This is a genomic window from Nocardia sp. NPDC050630 (assembly GCF_044457245.1).
GTDB lineage: Bacteria > Actinomycetota > Actinomycetes > Mycobacteriales > Mycobacteriaceae > Nocardia.
Genome location: NZ_JBITGN010000021.1, coordinates 91,916 through 116,822, shown reverse-complemented (window position 1 = coordinate 116,822; position 24,907 = coordinate 91,916). Strand labels below are relative to the sequence as shown.

Genomic DNA, 24,907 nt, shown 5'->3' with positions numbered 1-24,907 from the left:
AGCCTCAGTCCTGGAAGTGGCAATGGCCGCCGAGCGCCTCGAGGTAGGCGTAACCGGCGACGGGATCGGGGGCGTGGATTTCGAAGACGGGTTCCGCCGCCGCGAGTGATCGGCCAGGCTCGGCCAGGATCCGCACCCCGCAGCTCGGGTCGATCGCTGCCAGCCTCTGGGCGGCTTCGCCGACCGGCCGGGCATCGATTCCGGTGTACATCGCCGCCCGCCGTGCGTGGAAGGTGACGATGGCGGGAGCGGTCGTCGTGTCCAGGTTGTTGTTTAACCAGTTCACATCTCCACGAAGCTGTTCGACGTATTCCTCGAACACCTCGTATGCGCGACCGGAACGCAGTACGACATCGATGCGATGGTGGGATGGCATACCCGAATCCGGCGTCGGAACCGCGCGCACGATCTGCTCGGCCAGCGCACACACGTGCTCGCGCAACACCGGCGACCCGCCGCCTCGCAATACGGCGACGGCTTCGCGCAGTTCCAGCAGCGGACCTGCTGCGGGGGCGAGTGGCTGCGAGGCATCGCAGATCGACATCAGCATCCGCCGGCCCGCCCGTTCACCGATCCCGCGCATCAGCTGGGCCAGCTCGAGCGCCTCGGCTTCGGTGGCAAGCACCGCGCCGGACCCGTACTTCACCTCGAGCGCGATCGTCGCGGCGCCGGTGGCGAGCTTTTTGCTCATGACGCTGGCCGCGATCAACGTCAGTACGTCGACGGTGCCGGTGCGTTTCCGGAGCGCGTAGGTACGGCCGTCGGCGGGCACCAGCTCCGGCGACTGGCCCGCAATGCAGAACCCCACCTTCTCGACACAGCCGACAAACTCGCGCACCGTCAGATCCAGGCACAGCCCAGGGATGCAGCGCAGTTTGTCCAACGTGCCGCCACAGTGCCGCAGCGCCGAGCCGGAGATCTTCGCAACCCGAATTCCAGTGGCGGCCAGAAGCGGTGCGAGCACGATACTTACGTCATCGCCAACACAGCCGGTGCTGTGCTTGTCGACCACGTCCGAAGCGTCATCCCACACCACCTGCTGCCCGGACGCCACATACGCCTGTGTCAGCTCCGAGGCCTCGGCGTCGCTGTGGCTGCTCATCGCCAACGTCGTCAGCATCGAGGCCACCACCGCATCCGGTGTCTCGGGTGCGAGCAATGCTTCGAATTGCTCTCGGGTGAACTCGATACGGCCGCTGCGGCGCTGTTCGAGAAGTATTGCCGCCGAATCCATTACGCCGCCACCTCTCGGGTGTACAGGCCGCGGATCAGTACACGCTCGCCGATCCCGGCGCTGAACGCGGTGCGGCCGTGAGCGACCCGCCCGTTGCACAGCACCAACCCCGTGCGCGATGGAATTGCGATGTTCAGCCGATACCGACTTCCGTACCGCGACATCCGGCGCAGTCGTTCCACCGCGGCCGCACGCGCCGCGCCACGGGAATCGGCCAGTTGCCAGATCTCGGTGCCGTCGTCAGTCCACCGCGTGCGCAACCCGCGCTCACCCAGCTCCGCGAACGCCGGGCCCGACCTTCTCGCCGGCGGCGTGAACGCCGTCGCCACCCGCGTCAGCGCGTCCTCGGACATCAACGCCTCTGCCTCTGCGGGGGCGATGCGCTGCAAGTGCTCGAACGCCTCTACCGCGCGGAAGATCGTGGTGTGCCCACCCAGGGGCGCGGCACGTTCGAACCACAACAGCGACGTTGCGATAACTCCGATCGCATCGAGGGTGCCGTCGGTGTGGAATCCCTGGCTTGAGCACGTGCCGAACGATGGGTGGCTGGGCGTCTCGGGTGTCGGTGAGATGGTGTTGAACCCATTGGCGTCGTAGCCGAATCGGTCCGGATCGGCGGCATAGATCGCGGGCACATAGGCGGTGCCGATATCGAGCAGCCGCGCCGTCTCGGCGAGGATAGACCGCCCAGATATGGTGGGATCCGCGATCGTGAACACCGCGAACCCGTTGCGCTGGCAGTCCTCTCGGATCCGAGCGACCGCCGCATCCGGATCCGCGTCGAGCGGCGGTCCGGCTGCGGCTGTGAGGTTGTCGGTGCTGGTGGCAGCGCGAGTGGTCATGATGGATCTCCGAGGGTGTCTTGTTCGCTCCAGCGCCGGATAGCGTCGGCGATTTCAGCCGCCGCGCGCAGTGGACTGATCGTGGTGGTATCGACAACGAGCTCGGCCGCATCCGCGAGCCAGTCATTGCGGGCGTCGATGTAGGCGGGGACATGCTGCAAGCGCCATCCGGCCGCACGATGTAGCACCTCGTCCTCACTGATCCGGCGCCGCAGTGTTTCGGGGCTTGCATCGATGAGCACGTGATGCAGCGAATGACCGAGTTCACCGATGCGGGTGGCGATCTCGGACCAGTACTTCTGGTTTAGCAGGGTCTGCACGATCACCAGGTCCTGTCCGGTCTCGGATACGATCTCGTCAGCGACGAACGGAACCAACCGTCGCCACGACGGAAAGTCCTGGAAATCAGTGAATTCGGAGTCCGGGTACTGTGCGCGCAGCATGAACCCGACGAACTCCGGATCGAACAAACGCCATCGCTGCGGGTCCGCCGCAACCAATTCCTTTGCGATAGTCGTCTTTCCGGCTCCGAAGCAGCCGTTAAGCCAAACCAGCACGTTTTTCCTCCTGGATCAGATGTTCATGGACAAAGGACGACAACGACGCCCACGCGGGCCAATGCTTGACCCGCATGCCGACGCTGTGGGCGCCGGGCAGGTTCACCGGCAAATCGTCGATGACGAGAACCCGGGCGGCAGGCACGCCCATGACGGTCGCCGCGTGCCGATACAGCGCTGGCGCGGGCTTGGTCATCCCGATATGCGCGGACACGAAAATGTGATCGAACGCGGACTCGACCCGAAACATCTCCAGATCGGCAATCAAGATGTCGGTGTTGTCACTGAGTAGCGCGACCGCAAACCGCTCCCGCAGCCGCGCCAGCAGCTCAGCTGCCCCGTCGACAACGCGGCCGCGGTCGGCAGTCCATACCCGCACCGCCTCGCGGCCGCGACCGTCGAACCGCTGCTCGAGGGCCTGTGCCACACAGTCGCGCCATTCAGCGTCGGTGTAGATGCCGAGCTTGGCGTACTCATAGGCGACGGTGCCATAAGCCGCCTCCGCCACCGCCCCGGCAGGCAGGCCCTCAGCCTGTTCCCCCGCACGTTCGCCTTCACCGTTCCAGTGATGCAAAACGCCGTCCCAGTCCAACAAGACAGCTTCGATGCTCTCGAAATCGGTCACGGACGCCTCGTCTCCACCCGCACCGTCGCATCGAAATCGGCGATCGCCGCTTTCAACCCGTCCAGCGTGTCAGCGTCGAACACCACGAACCCCGGCCGCGAATGCGAATCCCGAGCCTCGGGCAGAATGTCGCCCAACTCCGGGGCCGAGACCTCCGACACGCGATGCGCCGCCTCGAACTCCTCGAGTCCATGCACACCGGTAACCAAGCCAGCCGCAGCCTGTAGGAACCGGATCGCCGCGAATCGGTGTGCGGTCGCCGCGATCACGTGCTGGGTGTGGTCGAGGCAGTGCAGCCACGCGTCGGCGAGGTTGATCCCGTAGGCCAGCTCGATCAGCCACGGAATCCGGTCACCAGGGAACCGCAGCGCACACTCGATGGGGTATGCGCGTTCTCCGGTGAGCCGCCACTCCGAATGCAGCAGCCCATCGCGCACCTCAAGCGCCCGCACCAACCGCCGCGCACTAGCGGTGAGCAGCGCGCGCAGAGGACTCGGGACCACCGCGGGAACCTGATGTGCGGTCTCGGGGAACCATGGCAACTCACCCACTGTCTTAGCGGTGACGTTGACGAACACGATCTCCCCGGCCTGCACCAGCAGTTCCACACTGAACTCCGGACCGGGCAGATACTCCTCGACCAAATACATCCACTCGAGTTTTCGATCCAGCGGCTTATGGGTGCCTTCATCGGTGGCCACAGACTGTTCCCACGCCACCGAGATCTCGTCGGGGTCGCCGATATATCGCACCCCGAGTGAGCCATTGCGGTTGCGAGGCTTCAGCACGACAGCTCGACCTTCACAGGCGTCGACGAATTCCCCTACGTCGGCCGGGGTGTCGACCGCACGGAACGCCGGTGTCGGGAACCCTGCGCCACTGGCCAGTTCCCGGAATCTCAGCTTGTCCGTGCACGCCGCAACTGCTTTCGCGCCCGGGTAGCCCATGTCGAGCTTGTCGGCGATGGCCGCCGCGGCGCGGACCGCATGCTCTTTGCCCGGCAATACCGCATCGAATCCGACCTCAGCATGCCAGGCTACCCCCACGTCGACCGCTTCATCACTGAAAACGTAACGCGCGGTGCGGATCTCGGTGACAATCCGATGTTCGAACTCACCGGGATGTGCCTCCAGCACCGAAGGTTCCACCAGAAGAAACACCTGCGGTACATCGTTGCTGATACGCGCCAGCGCATCGATCAGGCCGGGGCTCTGCCCCAGCACCAGTACCCGCCGTGTCATCGCCGACCACCATCCGCGTCGGTGTATCGCGCACGCGGCGGCAGGATTCGATCACTCATTGGCACACTCCCTGGTTGATATCGCGAGTGAGAAGCCCTCTGCGCCAACGCAATTGGCTGTCGTACGCGGTGGGAGCCGAGCCAGTTCGCGGTTGCTGTTCGACCGACGTCTCGACGGTATGCTGACCAGGCAGGATGCTGAACTGACCGGGAGTACGAGTAGATTTCTTGCTGCCGATCACCGACACAGGACCGCCCATGGGCCCGCCCCGTGATACCCCGCCCTACAGTCAGGGTGTGCGTCTGGACGGGGCCGTATCCGGGTTCTTGCTCAAACTGCTGCGTGAGGCTGTCAGACTCACACAGACCGACTTCGCCGAACTGCTCGGCGTTGACCAAACCACCATCTACGGATGGAAGGTGCCGCTGCTTGCCTACCGTCATCGCCTGCCTAGCCGATGGACTTGTGAGTGCGAGCAATTCCCTGACAGTGCACATGCAACTGGTATCTCCAAGTGGTTCATCCATTGTGCTCAGCCGATCAGTCGGATATTGGCTGCTTTAACGCGATCCTTGTCATGCGCAGCAATGTCGAACCGAACCCGCTCAGAAGGACGTAGATACCGGAACCCGTCCTCATTTTTTCGGCTGGCCGGGATGTCTGAGAAATGAACATAGATATCGGCACCGTCGTCACGGGCGATGAATCCGAATCCTTTCTCCACGTTGAACCACTTTACGGTTCCCTCCCTGTCTAGCGTTTCCATTTTTTTCTGCTCTTCTTTCTTCTTCTACCGGTTCATGGATTTATGACACTGACGGGCAGTCGCGGGGCGGCCGCGCTGCGGTTGCCCGTGCAGCCGGTCGCTGATCCACGTGTCGGCGATCGCTTTGACGCGCGCCATATCAAGGTCCTGGATTGTTGTTCCGGCTGCGGTCAGAAGTCCGGTTTCGTTGCCGTATGCCAATCGGAGCAGACCGTTGGCGTTGATTACCCGGATCACGGCGTTTCCGCCCGGGAAGGTCTTTCGAAGCCAGCGCTCAATTTCAGGGCCTTGGAGGCACCAGCCGTCGGTAGCGTCGGCTTCAGTGATTCTGTCCCACTTCGGTTTCAAGATTTCAAACATTGCTCTCACTGTTGTTGTCGAATCCGAAGGGAATGCTTCTCGACGGCCGTCGAAAGTCGGCATTATGAATGTTTGCCGGATTGCGTGTTCGAGCTGACAGATCTAGATTCTGCACCAATAACTCCGGTAGGCCAATACGATGACTGCCGCCGCGGCGGCCGCGATCATGATCAGCTCGAGACCCGCCATTCCTCGACCTCGGATCCTTCAGTACTGCCGTGTTGTTTCGGAGGGTTCCCATTTCCCGCATTCGTTATCGATCTGGAACGCATCAGCGTCCGCGCGAACATTCCGGCTGTAATGCATCAAACCAGCGGCGGGGCTCTATGCTTCACTTTCGCGCGAAATGGGCCAGATGTAGGCCAAAATGAACCAGTTGTGGACCGCGAGGCATCATGACGTCACGCGAAGCTGAAACAGCACCCGATGCCGGAGCACGATCGGATCCCGTCATATCGGATCGGCGAATCTCGCCGACCTGACCGTAATTTCGCGATTCAGTATGGTATGGATGGCCTGGTACTGCGGTGCGACCGACAACGAGAACACTCGCTACGAAGTCAATCTCGTGTTTGACGCCAAACTGGAGCGCGAACTGTCCTTCCAGGAGGAGATCTCAAGTTCGAGCGGATGTCAACGGCGCAGCTCCCGTGAGACGACCTGCGCTTGAGGGCGCGGGAGGAATTCATCAGCACCACACCCGAATCGGACTAGCAAAGCAGGGTGGGCCGAGTTATATCACCCGGCGGCCCGCTGGAGGTCTTCCCTTTTGGCACCCGATGTGGGGACAACGCCGCGACGTAGGAAGATCAGCAGATGAGGATCGACAGCGCTTTATTGGAAGCGGCCCGGGGCGAGTTTGCGACCATGCTTGACCGGCTTCGGGTGCTTGTGAATTGCGAATCACCGTCCAACGCGCCAAACCAGCTGGAATCGTGCGCCACACTGCTGCATCCATGGCTGTCGACCGCGCTCGATCGGCCCGTTCAGCTGAAGCGCGTGGGCGAGAACGTGCACCTTGTGGCTGAGGCCAAGGAGCCGAAGGTGCTGTTGTTGGGCCATTTCGACACGGTCTGGCCAGTCGGGACAACCGAAGCATGGCCGTTCTCGGTCACTGACGGGATTGCCTCTGGCCCTGGCACCTTTGATATGAAGGCGGGGATCGTTCAGGCGATCTCGGCGATAGAACTCCTTTCCGACTCATCGCATGTCAGTCTTCTGCTGACCAGTGATGAGGAGGTCGGTTCGATCACGTCGCGGCAGTTGATCGAAGATCAGGCACGCAAGGCTGGTGCGGTGCTCGTCTGTGAGCCAAGCGCTGATGGTGGCGCGGTGAAGGTTGGGCGGAAGGGGATCGCCAATTACCGGGTCGAGGTCACCGGCAAGGCGGCCCATGCCGGGCTTGAGCCCGAACTCGGCGTGAACGCGGCCGTCGAACTGGCCCACCAGATCCTCAAAATTGCGGGTCTTGCCACCAGGGAAACCTCGGTGACACCGACCGTCCTCGCCGCAGGCACGACGGTGAATACGGTGCCCGAACACGCACAGTGCGAAGTAGATGCGCGATCCTGGACAACGGCTGACCTGGAACGTATCGACCACGCGATGAATGCCCTCACACCACGCCTGCCGAACGCCGTGGTGACCGTGTCCGGTGGTATCGACAGGCCCCCGTTCGAGGAGCCGATCGCGCGTTGGCTTTACGCCGAAGCGTCCTCTGCGGCGCGCGAACTCGGGTTGGCACCGTTGCAGGCGGTGCGGTCTGGTGGCGGTTCGGATGGCAACCTGACGGCGGCTATCGGTGTTCCCACCTTGGACGGGCTCGGTGCGGTCGGTGGGCACCCGCATGCCCGTAATGAACATGTGAACGTAAATGTGATGCCCGAGCGTGCCGCGCTGCTCGCCGCGCTGCTCGACCGGCTAGGGCAACGGTCGACTGCAGCATGACCGTTGCCCCACAATGGCAGGATGACGCGAGTTCTCATCTTGGGCGGGTCTTGGTTCCTTGGGCATGAGGTCGCCAGCCAGGCGGTCAGGCGCGGATGGGAGGTCACAACGTTCCGGCGTGGACACAGTGGCAGCGACGTCGAGGGAGCGACAGTTGTCCGCGGCGACCGCACCAAGCCTGACGACTTGTTGCGTTTGGCCGAGGCCGGTCCCTGGGATCTTGTCGTCGACACCTCCAGCTTCGTTCCACGCGAGACCTTGCAGATGGCACGCACCTTGGAGCCAGTGACCAATCGTTATGTGCTGGTTTCGACTGTGTCGGTGTATGAGGGTTGGCCCATCGAGCCGCTGAGCGAGGATTCAGTAGTACTCGACTGCCCCTCAGATGCCGGGCCGGACTACGGATACGACGGTGACCCGGGCCCCTCGACCTATGGGTTCGGCAAAGCCGGTTGCGAGCGAGCTGTGATCGAGACATTCGGCCGGGCTCGAACAGCTGTCTTGCGGCCCGGCGTCATCCTGGGCCCCAGAGAATACGTCGGCCGACTCGAGTGGTGGCTACGGCGCATGGACCGGGGCGGGCGTGTGCTGGCCCCCGGTCGGCCCGAGCGCGCGATTCAGCCGGTCGATGTGCGGGATGTGGCAGCCTTCGCGCTCACGCCGTCCCTGACCGGGGTCTTCAACCTCACAGCGTCAGGTCACGAGACGATGGATGACCTGCTGCGCGCTTGCCTGGGTGTCACCGGCGGCAAGGCGACACTTGAGTGGATCACCGACGAGCAATGGCTTGTGGCGCAAGGAATTCGGCAGTGGACCGAGCTCCCGTTGTGGAGAACATATAAGGGCGCTTGGGCGGTTGATTCCCATCGTGCGGTCGAGGCTGGGTTCATCAGCCGCCCTGTAGCAGACACTGTCGCGGATACCTGGACTTGGCTCACCAGTGGTGGAGCGGCTATCGAGCACGAACGTGCTGGAGAACTCGGGATCTCGCCACAGCGCGAGCAAACGCTGCTCGGGCTGTGGGATGCCGTGCAGCTCGATCATTGCGGTAGCGAGTAGAAGCAGCACGCTACGAGGGCGGTGGCAGTGCCCGCATCGCCGTAGTGCGGGACAGGGAGATCGAGGTGAAATCCTCGATGGCCCCACCGAGCTGGAGTGCTTCAGTGGCACCGCGGTATCGCGAGGTGCCCAGTACCCGGGCAAGAAGTTGGAGCCGTTGCGCGATGGCTTCGGTTCGGCGGGTGGGCGCGAGTGCGAACACTGGCTGTAGCGCGGCCGCCGCGCCTGCCAGATCTCCGCGAAGCGTGCGGGCCGCGCCGAGGTCGACATGCGCGCTCAGCTCGCCAGCTCCCCACCGTTGGTCAGCCGGGATACCGGCGAAGAGTTCGACCGCGGCGACGGCTTCGTGCTCGGCCTGGTCGCCATCGCCGAGCGCAACGTAGGCCGCACCCGCGCACAGACCGCGGCGAGCTCGATCGAAAGCCAGCTCGCCGGCGATCTCGTCGAGAAACGGGTCGTCGCCAGCACGGTCGAGTTCGGTTGTGGCAGCGTCCAATTGGTCGCGCACCTCGTCGCGGGCTCCGAGCAGTGCGAGGGCTCGGGCGTTGACACTATGCAATCGTGCGCTTGCTGTCCCGATCGGCGCTGTTTCGAGTGCACCAGCGGCGATCTTGGCAGCTCGTCGTGGGAAGCCGGACCAGAACGCCACGGTGACTTGCAGCGCTCGAGCCCACGCCTGCAAGGAGGGGTGGTCGATGACATTGCCGTAGGTGTGCGCGGCACGTGCCTGCTCCTCGGCCGCACCGAGCAACCCGAGATCCCAAGACACCGAGGACAAAAGCCCACACACCTGGCCCGCGAGCAGATATAGCTCGGCCTGCTGGAGCGGTTTGTGCGTCCGATCGAGCTGCACATAGATGGTGTCTCTCAACGCGACCAAGTCGGTCAGCATCTCCAGCGGCGGAGTGATGTAGTACGCCCGCGCTGCCACGCCTGCTGCTGCATGCAGGTGTTCCAACGCTGAGGGATCCAGCGCTGAAGCGGATTCGATTGCGTGGCTCACCGATTCGTGTGCTGCGTTCACCGCGAGCTCCTGTTCAGTGACTTGTCGAGACTGGGACAGGGGCGGACCGAGCAATTCGGCGATCGGTTCACCGAACCATGATTCGAGGACTCGCCGTGCCGCTGTGCGTGGATTACTGTCACCGCCCTGGAACCAGCGCTTCGCCGCAGAACGAGAGACCGCGACATCCTCGCCGATGGCCTCTGCTTTGCGGGCGAATTCACGGAGAAAGTCGGCCACACCGAGCCGACGTTGCATCGCGAGCTGTTCCAAGCGGGTACGCGGTTGCCTATCCACGATGCTCATGCTCATCTCCACCCACCGCCAACATATGTCCATTTCACCCTGTGCGGGGAGGGGCACGCACGAAATGGCCCATATGTGGGCCGAAAAAAACCAGTTGCGGACCCTTCATGGACCACACCGCCACGCGAAAGTGAAACAGCATCCGGCGCTGGAGCACAACGCGGTTCACAGCGTCGCAGAGCGAAGTAAACGAACCGATTCAGGGGACGTGGTCGCCGCCGCCGGGACTGCAAGCCGACGGGACGAGGAGGGAAGCATGGAATGGGCGTTGAACATGTAGTGCCGTCGCGCACGATGGTATTGCGGCCAGCTGGGCCTGATCGGTGCCAACGTGCCGACGCAATCGCAACGGAGCTGACAACCTGATGGGTTCCGCGCCACAAGTGGCCGTGGCACTGCGGTCAGTCGTGTCGAATTCGCATGTATCCGTTGGAGTCGATCCAGCGGCACCGCTGTCGGCGGATCAGTTTGTCGCTGCCATCGCCGGACATCTCGACCCAACGTCCCCGATGGTTGGGTGGGCTCGTGAACTGGGAGATCTACAGGCGATGTTGGTCCCAGGGCAGCTAGTTTCGCCGCGCCGTCCGACCGATGCCGACGAAGCCGCGGCCCGCGCCGAGATCGCGCGCGTGGTAGCCATGGTCGGCTCGTGGGCGATGTTCCGCTTTGAGCGTGATCCCCTTGCGCGCAAGGGAACTCATTCCTTTGGTGAAGTTGTCAGTCACGTCGCCAGGACGTACGCCCATGCGTGGTGGGCGGTCTTGCACACAGACCAGGACGAGCCGCAGCAGTTGCCGCACGAGGCGTGGTTTCACCTCGGCCAGGTCCGCGAAGGCTATGCCGACCTGGTCGAAGACCTCCGTGCGGCCACGTCCAGCTCTCGCTGGGATGGCGTGGCATCCACTCCAGATGATCCCAGTACACACAGCCCGCGTGAAATACGAAACAGCACTCAGGGATTCACGCCCCTCGACCTCGCCCCACAGTGATATGGAGCCCAACACCGTGATAGCTGTCTCGCAGCGGAAGCCGAAGCCGCTACACCCCAAGACATCTCGACCGACACGGGTGGTGCCCTTGGTCGACCGCCTAGGCCAACGGCCTTGGTGGTGCCGCGCCATCGTCGAGGTCGGGCTGCTGTGGTGGAGCCTGGCGCGAGGATGGCGTGACTGATGGCCAGGGCTCGTCATCGAGTGGCGTTGGTGGCCGCTGCCGCGGTGACATTGCTGGGGCTGACGCCCGGCGCCGCTGAGGCCGCGACCGACCCGGCGGACTGTACGGCGATGTCGTTCACGGTTCCGAACGGGACGATGGGGGCCACCTTATGTGTGCCGCACGCCGGCGCGGATACGGTGATGGTGTTGATTTCGGGTGCGGGGATCAATCAAAAATATTGGGACGCAACCTATCAGCCAGAAACCTATTCGTTCCGTCGGGCGATGAACGCCGGCGGATTGGCGACCCTGGCGGTGGACAGGCTCGGCACCGGCACCAGCAGTCGCCCTCCAAGCGCAGCGGTCACCTCGACCGGACAGGCCGCCGATATGCAGCAGATCATCACCGCACTGCGGACAGGTCTGGCGCCGACCACGCGGTTCACGAAGGTGATCCTGGGTGGAGTTTCCCTCGGCGCCGGAATTGCGGTGCTGGCAGCAATCGACGGCGATGTCGACGGGGTGCTGCTGACCGGCTATTCCCACAACGTCGATCCAATCGGCACGATGTCGGCCGCGATGACCTTCCGGCCCGCCGCCAGCGATCCGCTGCTCGCCGGGCTCGGCTATGACCTGGGATGGCTGACCACCGCGCCAGGAACCCTCGCCGATTCCTTCCTCCCGGCCGACACGGATCCGATCGTCCGCGCAGTCGGCGACACCATGGCCGATGCATTCGCGCTGCCGGAGATGCTCGACGGCATGCCGACCACCATGACCTCGATGACGACCCGGATTGCGGTCCCGGTCCTCGTTGTCAACGGTGCGCTGGATCGGCTGTGCGCTCCTCAGGTGTGCGCCGATTCGAGCACCTTGTTCGCCGCGGAAGCGCCCTTTTTCAAACCAGGGATGATGACGGCTCTCGTGCTACCCGGCGCCGGGCACGCAATCAACTTGGCCCCGAATGCACGCGACTACCAGGACGCGGTCCTGCGCTGGGCCGACGCTGCCTGACCTGTCTCCTTGGTATGTGGTCGACAGTTGGAGAGGTTTGCATTGCGGCAGACAACGATCAGAACAGCACACCCTGCACCGACCTCGGAAGCCGGAGCAATGGTGCCCGGCACGCGACCCCCAGCGGCCGAGGACTATCGTCCGTCCAGCTCCGAACTCCTGGCACCCTACCCAGTGCGACACACCAGTTGGTGGCGCTACAGCGATGGCGCTCGGAGTTCCCACCACCCGTCGACATTCCTGACACGCCTCCCCAGGTTGATGCCGAGCCGCCCAATTTCGCGCCAGCGGCTCAGCTGCAGACCGGCCCGCGAACACGGTCACGACCGACCACCTCGGCTGGATACCAGACGGTTCGACCACGACAAGGCTGACGCGGGCGGGAGGTCGCGGTGTTTGACGGCGTGCTGGTCGACGTCACGACAGATCGAGTGGGTACGCCGCCGCGCGGTGCAGCTCGACAAACCAAACCATGGATGGCAGATGGAGACGGAATCTTGAGTAGCGCAACGAATCTCGCGAACCCGCGGAAGCCATTCGGTGATCCGGGCCGGTCTACCGGCGCTGCGATGCCGACCGTGGTCGCTCTGGCAGTCACTCCGTCGGGTGTCGGGCTGGTGTATGCGACTTTTTCTGTGCAGGAACCTCGAGATCTCGGGGTGGATCAACGAGGGTTCACATTCGGCTACGAAGTCCTCAACGACGCAAGTTCGCAGACGAGCCTCACTGTCGAGCTCGACGGTCGGATTGCCGAGTGCAACCGCTATGCCGAGGTGATCACTGGTCACGATCTGGCAGCTACCCTCAAGCCGCTGTGTTCGACGGTCCAAGGCCAAGTTGAGTTGGTGAGCTTGGACAAATATGCACTGATGTGGGCGCATCGTCGTGAGCAGCGCACGAAGGACGACGTCTCCGCGCAGATGGTGGACACGGCGGTCGATCTGGATATCTCGGCGCCGGATCTGCGCACTACCTGCACGGCAACCAAGCTGTCGAGCTGGTATCTGGAACCGAGTCGCGATAGCTGGCGAGGTCCGATCACTGCAGCCTTGGCGTCGGCGCTGCTCACGGCCAGGTCGAAGGGTTGGTGCTCCTGGCAAAGGCTCGACCTGGATCCCCTGGTTACTGAGTCGCAACGCGAGCAGCGGTAGGCGCAGGATTCACGCCTTTCCTGCCCTGTACTCCCAGTGTTGCACTGCCCTCTCATGACCAGCAAAAGTTATCCGCCACAGATAAGCGGCCCCAGCACAAGCACCATCACATGAGCATTCCATAGCGAGTTGACCTGTCAGCGCCCGCTCGGCGTAGACGCCCCTGCCCTGAAACAGAAAGGCATCCGATGACCTACCGTCCGCGGCGGGAGTTCATATTTGTCAGCGATGCAGGGATGCCGCTGCCTCGAGTCGCCGAGTTGATCGCAGAGCTGACCAGCCAGTACGGCGGCGAGTACGTCCTGGTGCTCTCTCGTGCGGTCGATTCCGCCAGCCGCAACGATCAATCTAGTTACAAGACCGGATTGAACACCGCAATCAGTGTGCTCACCGACGGGGCCCGTGACAAGGAGACAGCCACGGACATTGTTATCGATCACCTGGGGCTATTCCTGGCCGCGTTCCGCGCCGACCTCCAGCGTGTCGAGCGGAACGACGCCTCGCCGGATTTTCCATCACGGGATGGCTCGTGACGACCCGCACATCTGATCTGCGGTGCCTCGTATGGGTGGTCGTATGTGCTTACTCGGCCTGGCGACAGGCTGGGACAGTTTTTGATGATCGTTCAAGGGAACGTCGGTGGGCCTGTAGCAAGGACGGAAGCTATGTAGTTCTCGGTGTCTTGGGCCTCCCATGGCTCGGTCAATGCGGGATTTTCGGCTGGTTCGGTGAGTGAGGGGGTGCTGAATCGGGCGGTGAGCCAGGAGGCCCAGATCTTGCGCTGCTGGTGATGACATGCGATGCGCTCGATGCGCGCGTGGTGGAGTGCGTGGGCGCTTGCGATGTCGTCCAGGCTCGTCGGGCCGGAGCGGAGTGTGCCGCGGGTGTGGGTGATGAGTCCAGCGGTGGCGAGGGTGGCGATGGTGTTGTAGCCGGTGCTGCGGCTCATGTGGGCGGCGGCGAGCGCATCGGAGGGCTTGATGATGCCTTGATGCACGATCACCTCATAGAGGCGTCTATGGTGGTTCCCCAGGATGCTCCATGCCGGGTGCACAGGTTCGACCCGCGCAAGTTTGGTTTGGGTGAGGCTCGGTTGTGGGCGGTGGCCGTCAACCCGCGCCGTGACCAGGGCATACCGGTCGGCGAGCAGACCCGCACCGCGACGGACGCGCAGCAGGGGAGCGCCCGGCACGTCACGGATATCCCGGAGAACCTGCCATACCGTGGTTTCAGGCATGGACCCAGCCATGAGCGACAGCGATCGACCGCCGAGTTCGACCACCGGTACGCCAGCGACGATCTCGCCACCGACAACGGACGCATATGCGAGGGCTTGCAGGACGGCTAGGACGTTTGCTCGCCGAGGGGAACCAGGCCACTGAGCATCGACCCATGCGATCGCAGTTGCGAGCCATCGGGTTTGAGTTTTCGCGCGAACGCGATCCTCCCCCCACCACCCCCCTGTGTGCTCTGACCTCTTGTGCGCAAGTGACAGGAATTTGGGGACGTTCGTCGATGCCCAGCGGCAGGCACTGCCCCAATCACGGCGTAGTGCCGCAGCGGCGCCGCGCCCGTAGCGGAGGTAGGCCCCCGCCAAGCCATTCCACGACCCGCCCGCAGCCGGAAACTGTGCCTGCACATCGGTGAGCGACATCCCTTGCAGTACTGCTGCGGCGAGCACGGATTGGCGCGCGGCAGAGCGGTCGAGACGGCCATTTCGCGCGCGCCACCGCTGATCCGGGGGCGCGACGCCGTGCACGGCGAACGCGGTCACCGTGGCTGGCATCGCGGTGCGTCGCCGGTATTCGGTGCGAAGTCGCGCATTATCGCCGGTGCCTTCCCACAGTGGCGCGGTCTGGCTCGCGCGCGATTGAGACACGCTCGGCGCGCTCGTCTGCACCGCGCGCGATGTGCATGCCGCGCGCGCAGTAGTGAAAGCTCGTGCACTACCGACCGTCGGTCTGATCCGTGCTCCGCCGAGAAGTTCGACCAGACGGCCGACGAAGCCCAGCTCGGAGCGCACAACGAGGGCGTCGGTGGCGGCATCGAGAGTGCCGTCGAGCTGCCGGAAACCGCCCTGTTTGCATCGTGATCCGGGTGGGGTGAGTGATCCGGTGAGGTCATTGCACATCGGGGTGATGTCGAGCGTTACCAGGCGCTCGGCCAACAGATGCACGATCGGCTCTACCTCGGCCTTGGTCAGGACGGTGCCGATCGGCAGCGGGACAATGACGTGGCGGCCGCCGCTGGTGGAGCGGTCGCTGATCGCACGTCCGCCGCATTCGCCGATCCAGACCAGGCATTGCCGCACATCTCCTTCGACCGCCTCGCGGCCGTGGTGTCGAGCGTCGAAATCCAGCCCCAGGAGCCGAGTTCGCCGATGCTGATACAGCGGCAGGGCCACCGGCTGTGCGGGCAGGCGTTTGGTCAGCGCGCGCGACCGGTCGCTGTAGCGACCCCGCGCGGGATCCCACGGTCTCATCGACCGTCTCGCAGCCAGCAGCGGCGCCAACCGCGCGAACGTAGCCCGCGCGACCGCTTCCGACGGCGGGAAAACATCAGCGGGAAAGGATGATTCGGGTAGCGGGGATTGCCGGTCGGTGAGCACGCCACATCCGCTGCGGTTGTCTCCGACCGAGCTTGATGGCATGCGCACGCATGAGCTACCCTTAGACCTGCTTAGCACTAACAGCCTTCGGGTTGTACGGCCCTCAGTTCCAGCTGGGGGCCATTTGTTTTGTTATGTCTTGTGCCTCAACGTGTTCGAAGCACAGGTGGGGGAATGCCGCTTTGTGGTTTTCGGGTTGGTACCTCCTCTCAGTTGATGGCTCGGATTGGACGTTGTTGGCGGCGTTCATGTTCGGTCGACCTTTGGCCGCACTGGTGCGAAATTCTGATGGACTAGCCGTGGTTCAGGCGGTTCATGTGGTGGCAGTGCTCTCCAGGACGGGGATTTCCAGACCCATCGATTTCGCGCAGAGGATGTGGCGGTCGATCGTGGATCGGTAGATCGACGCGGCGGTGATTCGTCTCATCTCGACCGCGATCGCATTGGCGTTCCAGCCTGCCTGTGCGAGCCGGAGTACAGCGACAAGATGATCTTCGGGCACCTTCGCACTCCGCTGCGCGATCATCTGGCGCGCGACGCGCTCACACGCGTCCAATGATCGCTCCCGCGGCGCGAACACCCCAGAGAGTGCGGGTATATCGCGTGCGTTTGAAGTACTAACGTTGGACGGCTGGTCACCAGTGCGACTGGACTTCCGATCCGCGGCTCCGGCCGCAGGGACCGAGAGTCCCTCGATCATCCTGGCGTATCGGGTGGCCAACCAGGTATGCAGCCACAAACCAACAACAACCATGACCGGGGCAGCGCTGTACAGCACCACCCCGAGCGCGTCTCCAGCCTGCAGATGGGGGCCAGCATTGAGTCCGACCGTGACCACAAGCAGGGACACCTCGAACGCGATGATTTTGGCGCGGTCGACTCGTTGACCGATCCGCGCAGCGGTAGTCGCCTGGTCCATGATCTGCAAGATCGGGATCGAGACCATCGCTTCGACGCCGAAGCTGACGATCCAGAAAGCTAGGCGGGGTCCGCCCGGCCCGAAGGTCCGCCCGTAATTGGTGCCTACATTGATCGCTGACCACACCAAGCCGACTGCCATTGCGCCATACATCCACCTTGACATCCACACCGCCTTGCGGTGCAGCATCGCGATCAGAGCGTCCGAACTCGTCGCGCGGCGTTGGGCGGCCACTGCCCGCTCATGCCACCGACGATCGGCAAGCTCTTGTTGCCTGATCCGCGCGGCCTGGACATGCTCGCGATACTCAGAGGTCAAGGCACGCTTCGCAAGTCGCTTGCGCTGACGCCTGCTCTGATCTCGCAACCACTCTTGCAAACGACGCTCTTTGTCGATCTCGCCGAACGAGAGCGCTTGCGCCAGAGCCGGATCGGCCTGCAAAGGCAACATGGCTCGAGCACGCTCGACCCTGCTCCCAAGCTCGGCGACCGGATCCTTGCCCGACAGATCTCTATCGAAGTCATCGGTGAAGGGGCGCCGCCGACGGATGGTTACCTTCACGCCGAACCCCCACACGCAACGGCAACGAACCTTCGAGCGGAAGAAGGCGACGAATCATCATCGGCATGGACCAGCACCATAAACGTTCCTCAGCACATTGGGACAAATTACGAACCCGGGAGGCACGCCATGTCATCCATGTGAAATGGCATGGGCGCGCGACGAACCAACGCATGCGACACACAACGACCGCAGGTGATTCACAGAACCCCGTCCGCGTCCAACGCAAGGCCTCGAAGCTGCCCATTCGCGCTGAGTGCCCAGCCGCAACCGGGCCGAGCTGCCCCTGATTATTGACCAACTGCTTCAGCTTGGCAAAGCCGATCCACCGTTGCGACGCGAAAGCCCCACGAACACAGCCCGATTCGCATCCAATGCCGTTATCACACGCGCCGATGACGAACCCGCCCGTGGCGGCCGCAGCAGGAAGAGACAGCAACACGCGCAATGCACCCACGCTCGGGTTGTCTTGACGCAAAACCGGTCACGGCCCCAACGGCCACGCCATCCCGCGCAGGTTGGTCCGGCACATCACGAGAGCGGGCCCACCATGGGGGACGTGCCAAAGTGTCAAGCCCCCGCGTCCCGGAGATTCACACATGGCGCTTGCGGAAGCTCTGATTCGCCAGGCTGTATAGGGATTGGCACCTCCTCGGCCGCAAGACGACACCGGTGGTGAGGGTTTGGCGCCGGCTATCGCTGGGCAGCCAGCGCCATAGGCTCGTATGCCGGAATAGCGATGATCAGTTCTGCCGATGGGGGAGCCGGCCGGGCGCAGTCAAGCAGCGTCAATCATCGGGTGCGACGCGGATCCGGAAGCGGCGACCCCAACGGGATCAGCCACGGCTGGGCTGTTGCCGATCATCATGGCGAACTCGGCAGCGGCGAACGAGTGCATCCACACGACAGCCGCGATCATCAGCGGTGCGATGCCGAACTCGATCGTCGCCTGACTGTCACCAGCTGCGATATGCGGCATGACATTCAGTGTGATACTCAGCAGCAACAACGTTGCCTCGATCGTGACAATCTTCGACTTGGCAATCACGTGTCCCTCTCGGGACGCCGTGGTTGCAAGGTGCATGATCGCGATGAGTGGCAGCGTGATGAGCGGCTCGACGAGGAATGCAAGCCAATATCGGGGGTCCGTGATGGCGGCCCCTGCCATCAGGTTGTCCTGCACGTTGACCGATCCCCACAGCACGCCCGTCACTACGACGCCATTCATAGCCCATGACACCCACTGTGAACTACGGAATAGTCGTCCTACCCGGGCAGCGGGGCTGGCGACACGCCGATGCGTGGCGATGGCGTCCGCATGCGCCTCAGCATCGGCAATTTCGAGACGCCGCCGTCGTTCCTGGTGGTGATGAGCGTCTTTGGCGGAGTTCAGGCGAGCGGTACGGGTCAGCGTGCGGATGTCTTCCTCGACGGCGCGCTCGGCGAGCAGTTCATCGTCGGATTTGGCGTCGATGAACGCTGCATCAGTCTGCTCAGCCAAGCGTTTCCGTGCCCGGTTCTGCTGCTCGTTGAAATCGAAGTCGACATCGAACAGAGCCGCGGCCTGGGCGCGCCGTTGGCGCGTGGGCATGGTGATAATGGTCATGTCGGGAAGCCCTTCTTCCTGGCATCAGCCCCTCGGCGGACGGTCTAGATCCGCTGAGGGGCGTTTTTGTGGCCACCGTCGAGAGGGTCTAGCTCCCTCGGGTGGGTTGTCGTCGGGATTCGAGCACCTGTCGAAGCGGTACGTCAACACTGTCAGTTTCAGTGGTGGACAAGAAATCCCACGTCGGAGCAGGGTCGGTAGTCGCTTTCTCTGGTTGATTGGCCACCTAGCAAACGACGGGCGGCCCGATCCGTCCGGGAGATTTTGGGGGAAATTCTGGGGAAGTTCGCCCCTCCGGGCGCCCCTCAACGCGATCGAACCCGACCGAATCGGCGACGATCAACAGGTCGATGCGATCGATTCTCGGCCCATGCGGTTTGACGGCCCGCCCCACGTTAGTGGGCGTTTTTGCTGGCTATGACAGACGACGGGGCGGACTGGTATGGGGCGTGAGTCAGCCCACCTCAGCTCATGCAACCACTTCATCATGGAAGAACGCCCCGACGAGGTCACCGAGGCGCTGCGCGCGTGGCTGCTGCGCCCGGCCACTTGATAGTCGAGCGACTAAAATTGTTGTCTACCTTTATCATTCGCGCGCGAATAGAATCGGAGGCCAGTGGTGCTCGCCGAAGCTATGAGGAGCACGTCATACGCTGAGATCGATTTTGGGGGAAAATCGGGAGAATCCGCATACCGCGTCACTGTTGTCAGACCAAGCATTGTTCGACGAACAGCGGCTTCGCGGAGGTGACCGGGTGTGCCGATAATCCGGCGCATCTCGTGCGGTGGCCACAGTCTGTCCAGGTTCGGCGCCGCAGTCCTGAATCCATCGATGTGGCGGTGCGTCATTTGCGTCAAGGTTGGATTCGGACTGTTGCGGTTGCGGATCAGTGCACGGCTGCGACCGCGGCGGCCGGTGTGGTCGCGATGGTCACGGTGCGGATACCGGGCACTGTGCGGGTGAGGGCGATGGTGATTCGCCGTTCGGATTCGTCGGCGAACCGGCCGGAGATGATGGCGTCGCCTTCATCGACGGTGACGTGCCAGCGCCGTGCTCCGGTGTATTGATCGAGGAGGTTTTGGGCATCGGCGGCGAGTGCGTCATCGGGGGTGAGCATGATGCGCAACGCGTCGCCGCGGCTGAACATGCCGATCACGCGGCCGTCGGCATCGACGACTGGCAGACTGCGTAGCCCGTGCGTTACCAGCCTGCCCATGACCTCTGCCAGTGCCGCGTTGTCGGGCACCGACACCGCGGGTGTGGTCATCACCGCACTGACCGGGTCATTGAGTTCGCCGGCTCGCAAGAGGTCACCGCTGGTGATTACTCCGATGAGGCGATCGTCCTGGTCGAGAACGGGCAATGCCGCGTAGCCCAGTTCGGCGAGCATCAGCGCCGCCTCGCGTGCCGTGTTGTTGTGCCGCACGGCGATGATCGGTCGTTGCATGACCTCGCGTACCCGCATGTTCTTCATTCCGTTCAACTCTATTCAGCTAGTTATCGGTTGGGCAGGAGAGGGCAGATCCTTCGCTGGACTGTTCTCGTGTTTTCCGGGGGCTCGGTCTGCCAGCCCGTAGGGGACCGCCTGTTGCAGCGTCACCGCCATGATCGCGCCGCTGGGTGTGTGGTAGATACGGCGTTCGCCCGGTCGCGCGCCGGTGATGGCGCTGCCCAGTGGCGATTGCGTGGAGTAGACCTCCATTTCGTTGTCTTCGGCTTCGCGTACTGCGAGCAGAAACGTCTCGACCTGTTCGGTGTCGTCGTAGCCGACGGTCAAGACCATGCCGGGCTCGGCGATACCGTCGTCGGGTGGGTTCTGACCGATGAGGGCGTTGCTGAGCAGGTGGTGGAGCCTGCGGATACGCTCCTGGCGCGCGGACTGCAGAGCCTGGTTGCGTGCGTAGTCGTCACCGTCCTCAGTGGGCACTTCGATGTGGCGTTGCGCGAGCAGTTCCTGCAATTCGGTCTCGAGCCGATCACGGGCTCGAGATGTCATCCAGACAGCTGCGGTGCTGGTCATGTGTTTGTGTCCCTCCTTATGAGACGGGGTTGGAGACTGTTGTCAGGGGCGGGCCGAGGCGGCGGTGCCGCCCCTGACAACGCGCAGGCCCTGAAGTCGGGCCGGGTCTGAGTCGCAGGGATCCACGGCATCGCGGTGCTCGTGCCGAATCGGATTGTCGCGCGGCACCTGAGGTCCGTGGCCGAGTCTCACGGCAATGCGGGCTATGGTCGGTTCTCGGGCCGATCGATGCTCACCATGTCGCTCCTGCCGCCTGCGGCGTTCTTGTCAACTCCATAGTGGCTGGCTGTCTCGGCAATCGGTTGCGCTGATCCCACAATCGAGGCGCCGAGATTTGTAGCGGTGGCACAGGACGGTCAGTCGTTGTCGGTGACGGCGAGTTCGATCATCATGGCGAGTCGTTTACGGGGGTCGTCCAACCCGAGGTCGGCCACCTCGGCCATCTTGCGCAGCCGGTTACGGACGGTGTTCTCGTGGACGCCCAGTTGCGCGCCCGCCCAGGCTGGGTCGCCCTGGGCCTGCAACCAGGCACGCAGCGTCGCCACATAATGAGTAGAGTTCGCGCGGTCGTGGCGTCGCAACGCCGACACCGGCCCCCGGGCGGGGATGCGTCCAGAAAGCCCGGCGGTGCGCAACCGCTGCAGCAGGATCTCGTCCCACGACTCGTCATAGGCGGGGGGCACCGCATCCGCTGAGCGGGCCTCGTGCAGCGCCAGGCATTCCTCGGCCTCTCGGCGCGCCAATGCCAATTCGGTTGCCCGGGCCACACCGCTGATCCCGGCCAGAACCGTCATCTGCGCGGGCAATGCCGCCTGTAGTTCGGTTATCCAGCGTCGTGCGGTCGCCGCCTGATCGGCGGGCAGCACGGTGTAGATGGTGTCGCCGACCAAGGCGCTGCGGCTCGAACGGGACCAGCCGAATCCGGTTGTCGCTCGCTCGAAAACCTGCAGCAGCGCGGCGTGCCGCTCATCGGCCAACCGCGTGCGCAGCGCGATCGCCCGCAAAGTCTCCGGCGCCAACCCCAGCCTGCTGGCCACCGTCGCCGAGTCTGCGGCGCCCTCCAGCAAACTGATCACCAGTTCGGATTCCACCTGACGTTCCAGGTCCGCGCTCGCCCGCGAACGCAACAGATGCAGGGCCACCGTGTGCGCGCCGTCGGCCAATGCGATCCGTCGAGCCCCGTGCATCGGTGCCGGGCACGACACCCATACCGAGCCAAGCAATTGCCGGCCCACGCGCACGGCCACGACCATCCGCCCCGTCAAACCATGTTCTGCCTGCGCGGGAACGAACAACGGTTCATCCGAGACCGCCAAATGTGCGAAGACACCGCGCGCGTCGAACAAGTCCCGCAACCACTGCGGCATTTCCCGGCTCAGGATCGTCTCGACCCGTGCGGGGTCGAGGTGCTGCTGCGGCTTCGAATACGCCAGCACCCGAGACCGGCGGTCCTCGATCGTCACCGCACCCCCGACCGCGTCGGCCAGACTGTCGGCCAAGGCGAACAAATCGGTCGGGCCGCGACCGGCCTCGGTCTCGCGTCCTTCCAGAACCAACCCGTAGACCGCCGCGGCCACCTCACTCCAGGCCACCGCGGGATCGACCACCATCACCGCCACGCCCTCGATCTCCGGCTCGTCCGCAGTCTGCGCACCCGCACGGATGAGCGCGACAACAGCCCGCGCCGACTCCGCCCAGTCCACCACCTCCGACACCGAGCGTGCCCCGATCCCCAGCAGCACATCACCCACTTCTGCGGTGTCCTGATCGGCCCCGTGGATCACCACACTGCGCAATGGGGTGGATCGGGGAACCGAACACAACCGCAGGCGGATCCCATAGCCACCCAGGACGTTCGCCAACCGGTCCAATGTCACCATGAGCTGCTCCTGTGTCGAGCTGAAGGTGCAGTGCGATCAGCGGCCGACAGAAGTTCGCGGACAACGACGTTCGGATTCGTCGAACGCTCCATCGGGATGAACACCAGCGCGTACCAGCGTCGGCGACCCGCGTCGCATCGACGAGAGGAGATTTCCCGGTGCCGCGCCCCGTGCTCGCTTGCGAGCCTAGTTCTGCACATCCTCACCAGGGGCGATTGCCGCACTCCCCGCCGGATCCGTTCCGGCCACGCACCCTCGAGCAGGTCTGCATAACTCGGGTCTACAGAAACAATTATCAACCTGACAATTATCAGCCTGCAGAAAACCGACTGCGCGCATGCTATTCCGCTACGTACACCAACACTGCGAACGGGATCAGTTTCGTCGACGGCGTCGACCCCGACGGTCGCCGAGTGCTGATCGCCTACCCGAGCCCTGAGCAGCTTCCACGCGAGGTTATCGACCATCGGTTCCGATGAATGGTTGATATCCCTGGCCGGTGTTATTCGAGTCTGCGGCGTAGGTCATCGGGATAGTCGCGATAGGCGGCGGCGACTTCGTCGAGGTAAACCAGGGTAGGGAAGTCGATGACGGGTTGGTGGTCGGCGAGGAATCGGGCGGTGTGTTCGACGATGCGTTGTTCGTCGGCGGGGTCGAAGCCGAGTTCGACCAGGACGTCGGCGTCGACGACGAATTGGGACTCTATGAAGTCGCCGTGGTCGTCGATGCGGACACGGTATTCGTGGTCGATCACGGGTTCCACACTGAGGTGTTCGGGCATGGGATCGCGCTCCATATCGGTGTCGGGTAGCGTGTCGCGGCTGTTGGGTTCGTCATGGGTGTTCCGCGAGGTCGGTCTGGTCAGCCGGGTCCATCACGGCGCGGTCGTGTGGCGCTCGGGCGATGCCGTGGCGGGCGAAGCAGTCGGGCATGGCGGTCACTGCAGCGACGCGGTCAGGGGGGGTCGACAATTCAGTGGTGAGGTGGTCCCAGCTGGCGTCGAACTTGGCGACTCCGTCGTCTTCCAGGCTGGTGACGATCTCGTCGTAGTCGATGCCGAGCACGGCTAGCTCGTCGAGCACCTGCCGGGCCTGCGGGTAGGTGCCGTGGATGCTGTCGCGGGGAATATCGCCATGGTCGGCGACCGCGTGCAGGGTGGTTTCGGGCATGGTGTTGACCACGCCGGGCGCGATGAGCTCGGTGACGTAGCGGGTGTCGTCGTAGCGGGGATCCTTCACCCCGGTCGATGCCCACAAGGGGCGTTGCGGGTGTGCTCCCGCGCGTGCCAGCGCCCGCCAGCGGTCGCTGTCGAGGTACTGCTCGTAGAGCTGATACGCCAGCCGCGCGTTGGCGATCGCGGCGGCGCCACGCAGGGCCGCGGCCTGATCGGTGCCGAGCTTGTCGAGCCGCTGGTCGACGGCGATGTCCACGCGGGATACGAAAAACGATGCCACCGAATGGATTCGCGCGATGTCACGGCCGTTCGCGTGGGCGAGTTCGAGCCCATCCAGGAACGCCTCGATCACTTGTCGGTAGCGGTGCAGCGAGAACATCAAGGTGACATTGATGTCGATGCCCTCGGCCAGGCAGGCGGTGATCGCGGGTAATCCCTGCTTGGCGGCGGGGATCTTGACGAACAGGTTGGGCCGGTCCACCAGCCACCACAGTGCATGGGCTTCGGCGACGGTGCGGTCGGTGTCGTGTGCCAGCCGTGGGTCGACCTCGATCGATACCCGCCCGTCGACCCCCTGGGTGGCGTCGTAGACCGGGCGCAAGACATCACACGCCCAGCGCACGTCGTAGGTGGTCAGCTCCCGTAATGCCGTGTCGAGATCGACACGGCGCAGCGCCAGGCGCCGTATCTGGTCGGGGTAGGTGTCACTGCCGGTGATGGCCTTGGCGAAGATGGCCGGGTTGGTCGTCACCCCGGTCACATGCTGGTCGCGCACCAGGCGAGCCAGGCTGTCGTCGGTCAGCCGCCCGCGGCTGAGGTCGTCGAGCCAGATCGACACTCCAGCTTGGGTCAATGCGGTCAACGGGTCGGACACAAGCT

23 protein-coding genes and 1 pseudogene are annotated in these 24,907 nt (G+C 63.8%); 8 read left to right on the top strand and 16 right to left on the bottom strand.

Annotation, left to right across the window (positions count from 1 at the left end):
* Nucleotides 1-4: 4 nt before the first annotated feature.
* Genes ACIBG0_RS35050 through ACIBG0_RS35030 form a run of 5 tightly spaced genes read right to left on the bottom strand, consistent with a single transcriptional unit; the run spans nucleotide 5 to nucleotide 4,499 of the window.
* Nucleotides 5-1,234: a thymidine phosphorylase gene (locus ACIBG0_RS35050; protein WP_397038625.1), complete on the bottom strand. Its 1,230-nt coding sequence runs from the start codon at nucleotides 1,232-1,234 to the stop codon at nucleotides 5-7.
* Nucleotides 1,234-2,076, bottom strand: coding sequence for a TauD/TfdA family dioxygenase (locus tag ACIBG0_RS35045; RefSeq protein WP_397038624.1), 843 nt, complete (start codon nucleotides 2,074-2,076; stop codon nucleotides 1,234-1,236). The genes ACIBG0_RS35050 and ACIBG0_RS35045 overlap by 1 nt, the downstream gene beginning before the upstream one ends.
* On the bottom strand, nucleotides 2,073-2,633 hold the full coding sequence (locus ACIBG0_RS35040) for an AAA family ATPase (protein WP_397038622.1): 561 nt from the start codon (nucleotides 2,631-2,633) through the stop codon (nucleotides 2,073-2,075). Before ACIBG0_RS35040 ends, ACIBG0_RS35045 begins: the two co-directional genes overlap by 4 nt.
* Nucleotides 2,617-3,258, bottom strand: coding sequence for an HAD-IA family hydrolase (locus ACIBG0_RS35035; protein WP_397038620.1), 642 nt, complete (start codon nucleotides 3,256-3,258; stop codon nucleotides 2,617-2,619). Before ACIBG0_RS35035 ends, ACIBG0_RS35040 begins: the two co-directional genes overlap by 17 nt.
* Nucleotides 3,255-4,499 (bottom strand): ATP-grasp domain-containing protein, encoded by a 1,245-nt coding sequence (locus tag ACIBG0_RS35030; protein WP_397038619.1) that lies wholly within the window; start codon nucleotides 4,497-4,499, stop codon nucleotides 3,255-3,257. Before ACIBG0_RS35030 ends, ACIBG0_RS35035 begins: the two co-directional genes overlap by 4 nt.
* A 257-nt stretch (nucleotides 4,500-4,756) precedes the next feature.
* On the opposite strand from ACIBG0_RS35030, the pseudogene ACIBG0_RS35025 reads away from it, so the two are divergent.
* Nucleotides 4,757-4,903: pseudogene (locus tag ACIBG0_RS35025) on the top strand (hypothetical protein); the annotation flags it as partial.
* Between the two features lie 128 nt (nucleotides 4,904-5,031).
* Here the strand turns inward: ACIBG0_RS35025 and ACIBG0_RS35020 are convergent.
* Nucleotides 5,032-5,265, bottom strand: a complete 234-nt coding sequence (locus ACIBG0_RS35020) for a cold-shock protein (RefSeq protein WP_397038617.1) — start codon at nucleotides 5,263-5,265, stop codon at nucleotides 5,032-5,034.
* A 24-nt stretch (nucleotides 5,266-5,289) separates the two neighbouring features.
* Nucleotides 5,290-5,625: a hypothetical protein gene (locus tag ACIBG0_RS35015; RefSeq protein WP_397038615.1), complete on the bottom strand. Its 336-nt coding sequence runs from the start codon at nucleotides 5,623-5,625 to the stop codon at nucleotides 5,290-5,292.
* Nucleotides 5,626-6,441: 816 nt separating this feature from the next.
* On the opposite strand from ACIBG0_RS35015, the gene ACIBG0_RS35010 reads away from it, so the two are divergent.
* Both ACIBG0_RS35010 and ACIBG0_RS35005 read left to right on the top strand, forming a co-directional pair.
* A complete protein-coding gene (locus tag ACIBG0_RS35010) occupies nucleotides 6,442-7,572 on the top strand; it encodes a M20 family metallopeptidase (RefSeq protein ID WP_397038613.1) in 1,131 nt (376 codons plus the stop codon).
* Nucleotides 7,573-7,593: 21 nt separating this feature from the next.
* Nucleotides 7,594-8,631 carry an NAD-dependent epimerase/dehydratase family protein gene (locus tag ACIBG0_RS35005; protein ID WP_397038612.1) on the top strand — a complete coding sequence of 346 codons (1,038 nt, stop codon included), beginning with the start codon at nucleotides 7,594-7,596 and terminating at the stop codon, nucleotides 8,629-8,631.
* A 10-nt stretch (nucleotides 8,632-8,641) separates the two neighbouring features.
* On the opposite strand, the gene ACIBG0_RS35000 is transcribed toward ACIBG0_RS35005, so the two are convergent.
* Complete coding sequence (locus tag ACIBG0_RS35000) at nucleotides 8,642-9,940, bottom strand: hypothetical protein (protein WP_397038610.1); 1,299 nt, start codon at nucleotides 9,938-9,940, stop codon at nucleotides 8,642-8,644.
* Between the two features lie 383 nt (nucleotides 9,941-10,323).
* On the opposite strand from ACIBG0_RS35000, the gene ACIBG0_RS34995 reads away from it, so the two are divergent.
* The 4 genes from ACIBG0_RS34995 to ACIBG0_RS34980 all read left to right on the top strand — a co-directional run bounded on the left by ACIBG0_RS34995 (nucleotide 10,324) and on the right by ACIBG0_RS34980 (nucleotide 13,792).
* A complete protein-coding gene (locus ACIBG0_RS34995; RefSeq protein WP_397038608.1) occupies nucleotides 10,324-10,929 on the top strand; it encodes a hypothetical protein in 606 nt (201 codons plus the stop codon).
* Between the two features lie 183 nt (nucleotides 10,930-11,112).
* The gene (locus ACIBG0_RS34990) at nucleotides 11,113-12,108 is read left to right on the top strand and encodes an alpha/beta hydrolase (RefSeq protein WP_397038606.1); all 996 of its coding nucleotides are present in this window, start codon (nucleotides 11,113-11,115) and stop codon (nucleotides 12,106-12,108) included.
* Between the two features lie 497 nt (nucleotides 12,109-12,605).
* Nucleotides 12,606-13,259: a hypothetical protein gene (locus ACIBG0_RS34985; RefSeq protein ID WP_397038605.1), complete on the top strand. Its 654-nt coding sequence runs from the start codon at nucleotides 12,606-12,608 to the stop codon at nucleotides 13,257-13,259.
* Nucleotides 13,260-13,447: 188 nt separating this feature from the next.
* The gene (locus ACIBG0_RS34980) at nucleotides 13,448-13,792 is read left to right on the top strand and encodes a hypothetical protein (protein WP_397038603.1); all 345 of its coding nucleotides are present in this window, start codon (nucleotides 13,448-13,450) and stop codon (nucleotides 13,790-13,792) included.
* Nucleotides 13,793-13,884: 92 nt separating this feature from the next.
* Here the strand turns inward: ACIBG0_RS34980 and ACIBG0_RS34975 are convergent, their stop codons facing one another.
* Both ACIBG0_RS34975 and ACIBG0_RS34970 read right to left on the bottom strand, forming a co-directional pair.
* Nucleotides 13,885-15,741 (bottom strand): hypothetical protein, encoded by a 1,857-nt coding sequence (locus ACIBG0_RS34975; protein WP_397038602.1) that lies wholly within the window; start codon nucleotides 15,739-15,741, stop codon nucleotides 13,885-13,887.
* A 439-nt stretch (nucleotides 15,742-16,180) separates the two neighbouring features.
* The gene (locus tag ACIBG0_RS34970) at nucleotides 16,181-16,951 is read right to left on the bottom strand and encodes a hypothetical protein (RefSeq protein WP_397038600.1); all 771 of its coding nucleotides are present in this window, start codon (nucleotides 16,949-16,951) and stop codon (nucleotides 16,181-16,183) included.
* A gap of 78 nt (nucleotides 16,952-17,029) precedes the next feature.
* Between ACIBG0_RS34970 and ACIBG0_RS34965 the strand changes: the two genes are divergently transcribed.
* Nucleotides 17,030-17,491, top strand: coding sequence for a hypothetical protein (locus tag ACIBG0_RS34965; protein ID WP_397038598.1), 462 nt, complete (start codon nucleotides 17,030-17,032; stop codon nucleotides 17,489-17,491).
* Between the two features lie 634 nt (nucleotides 17,492-18,125).
* Here ACIBG0_RS34965 and ACIBG0_RS34960 read toward each other — a convergent pair.
* From ACIBG0_RS34960 to tal, 6 genes are all read right to left on the bottom strand, one after another.
* Entirely contained in the window at nucleotides 18,126-18,953 is an 828-nt protein-coding gene (locus tag ACIBG0_RS34960) for a hypothetical protein (RefSeq protein WP_397038596.1), read from the bottom strand.
* A gap of 887 nt (nucleotides 18,954-19,840) precedes the next feature.
* Complete coding sequence (locus tag ACIBG0_RS34955; RefSeq protein WP_397038594.1) at nucleotides 19,841-20,428, bottom strand: CBS domain-containing protein; 588 nt, start codon at nucleotides 20,426-20,428, stop codon at nucleotides 19,841-19,843.
* A gap of 15 nt (nucleotides 20,429-20,443) precedes the next feature.
* On the bottom strand, nucleotides 20,444-20,974 hold the full coding sequence (locus ACIBG0_RS34950) for a GreA/GreB family elongation factor (RefSeq protein WP_397038592.1): 531 nt from the start codon (nucleotides 20,972-20,974) through the stop codon (nucleotides 20,444-20,446).
* Between the two features lie 356 nt (nucleotides 20,975-21,330).
* Entirely contained in the window at nucleotides 21,331-22,854 is a 1,524-nt protein-coding gene (locus tag ACIBG0_RS34945; RefSeq protein WP_397038591.1) for a PucR family transcriptional regulator, read from the bottom strand.
* 502 nt (nucleotides 22,855-23,356) lie between these two features.
* Nucleotides 23,357-23,635 carry a hypothetical protein gene (locus ACIBG0_RS34940; protein WP_397038589.1) on the bottom strand — a complete coding sequence of 93 codons (279 nt, stop codon included), beginning with the start codon at nucleotides 23,633-23,635 and terminating at the stop codon, nucleotides 23,357-23,359.
* 52 nt (nucleotides 23,636-23,687) lie between these two features.
* Nucleotides 23,688-24,902 (bottom strand): transaldolase, encoded by a 1,215-nt coding sequence (gene tal / locus ACIBG0_RS34935; RefSeq protein ID WP_397038588.1) that lies wholly within the window; start codon nucleotides 24,900-24,902, stop codon nucleotides 23,688-23,690.
* Between the last annotated feature and the right edge of the window lie 5 nt (nucleotides 24,903-24,907).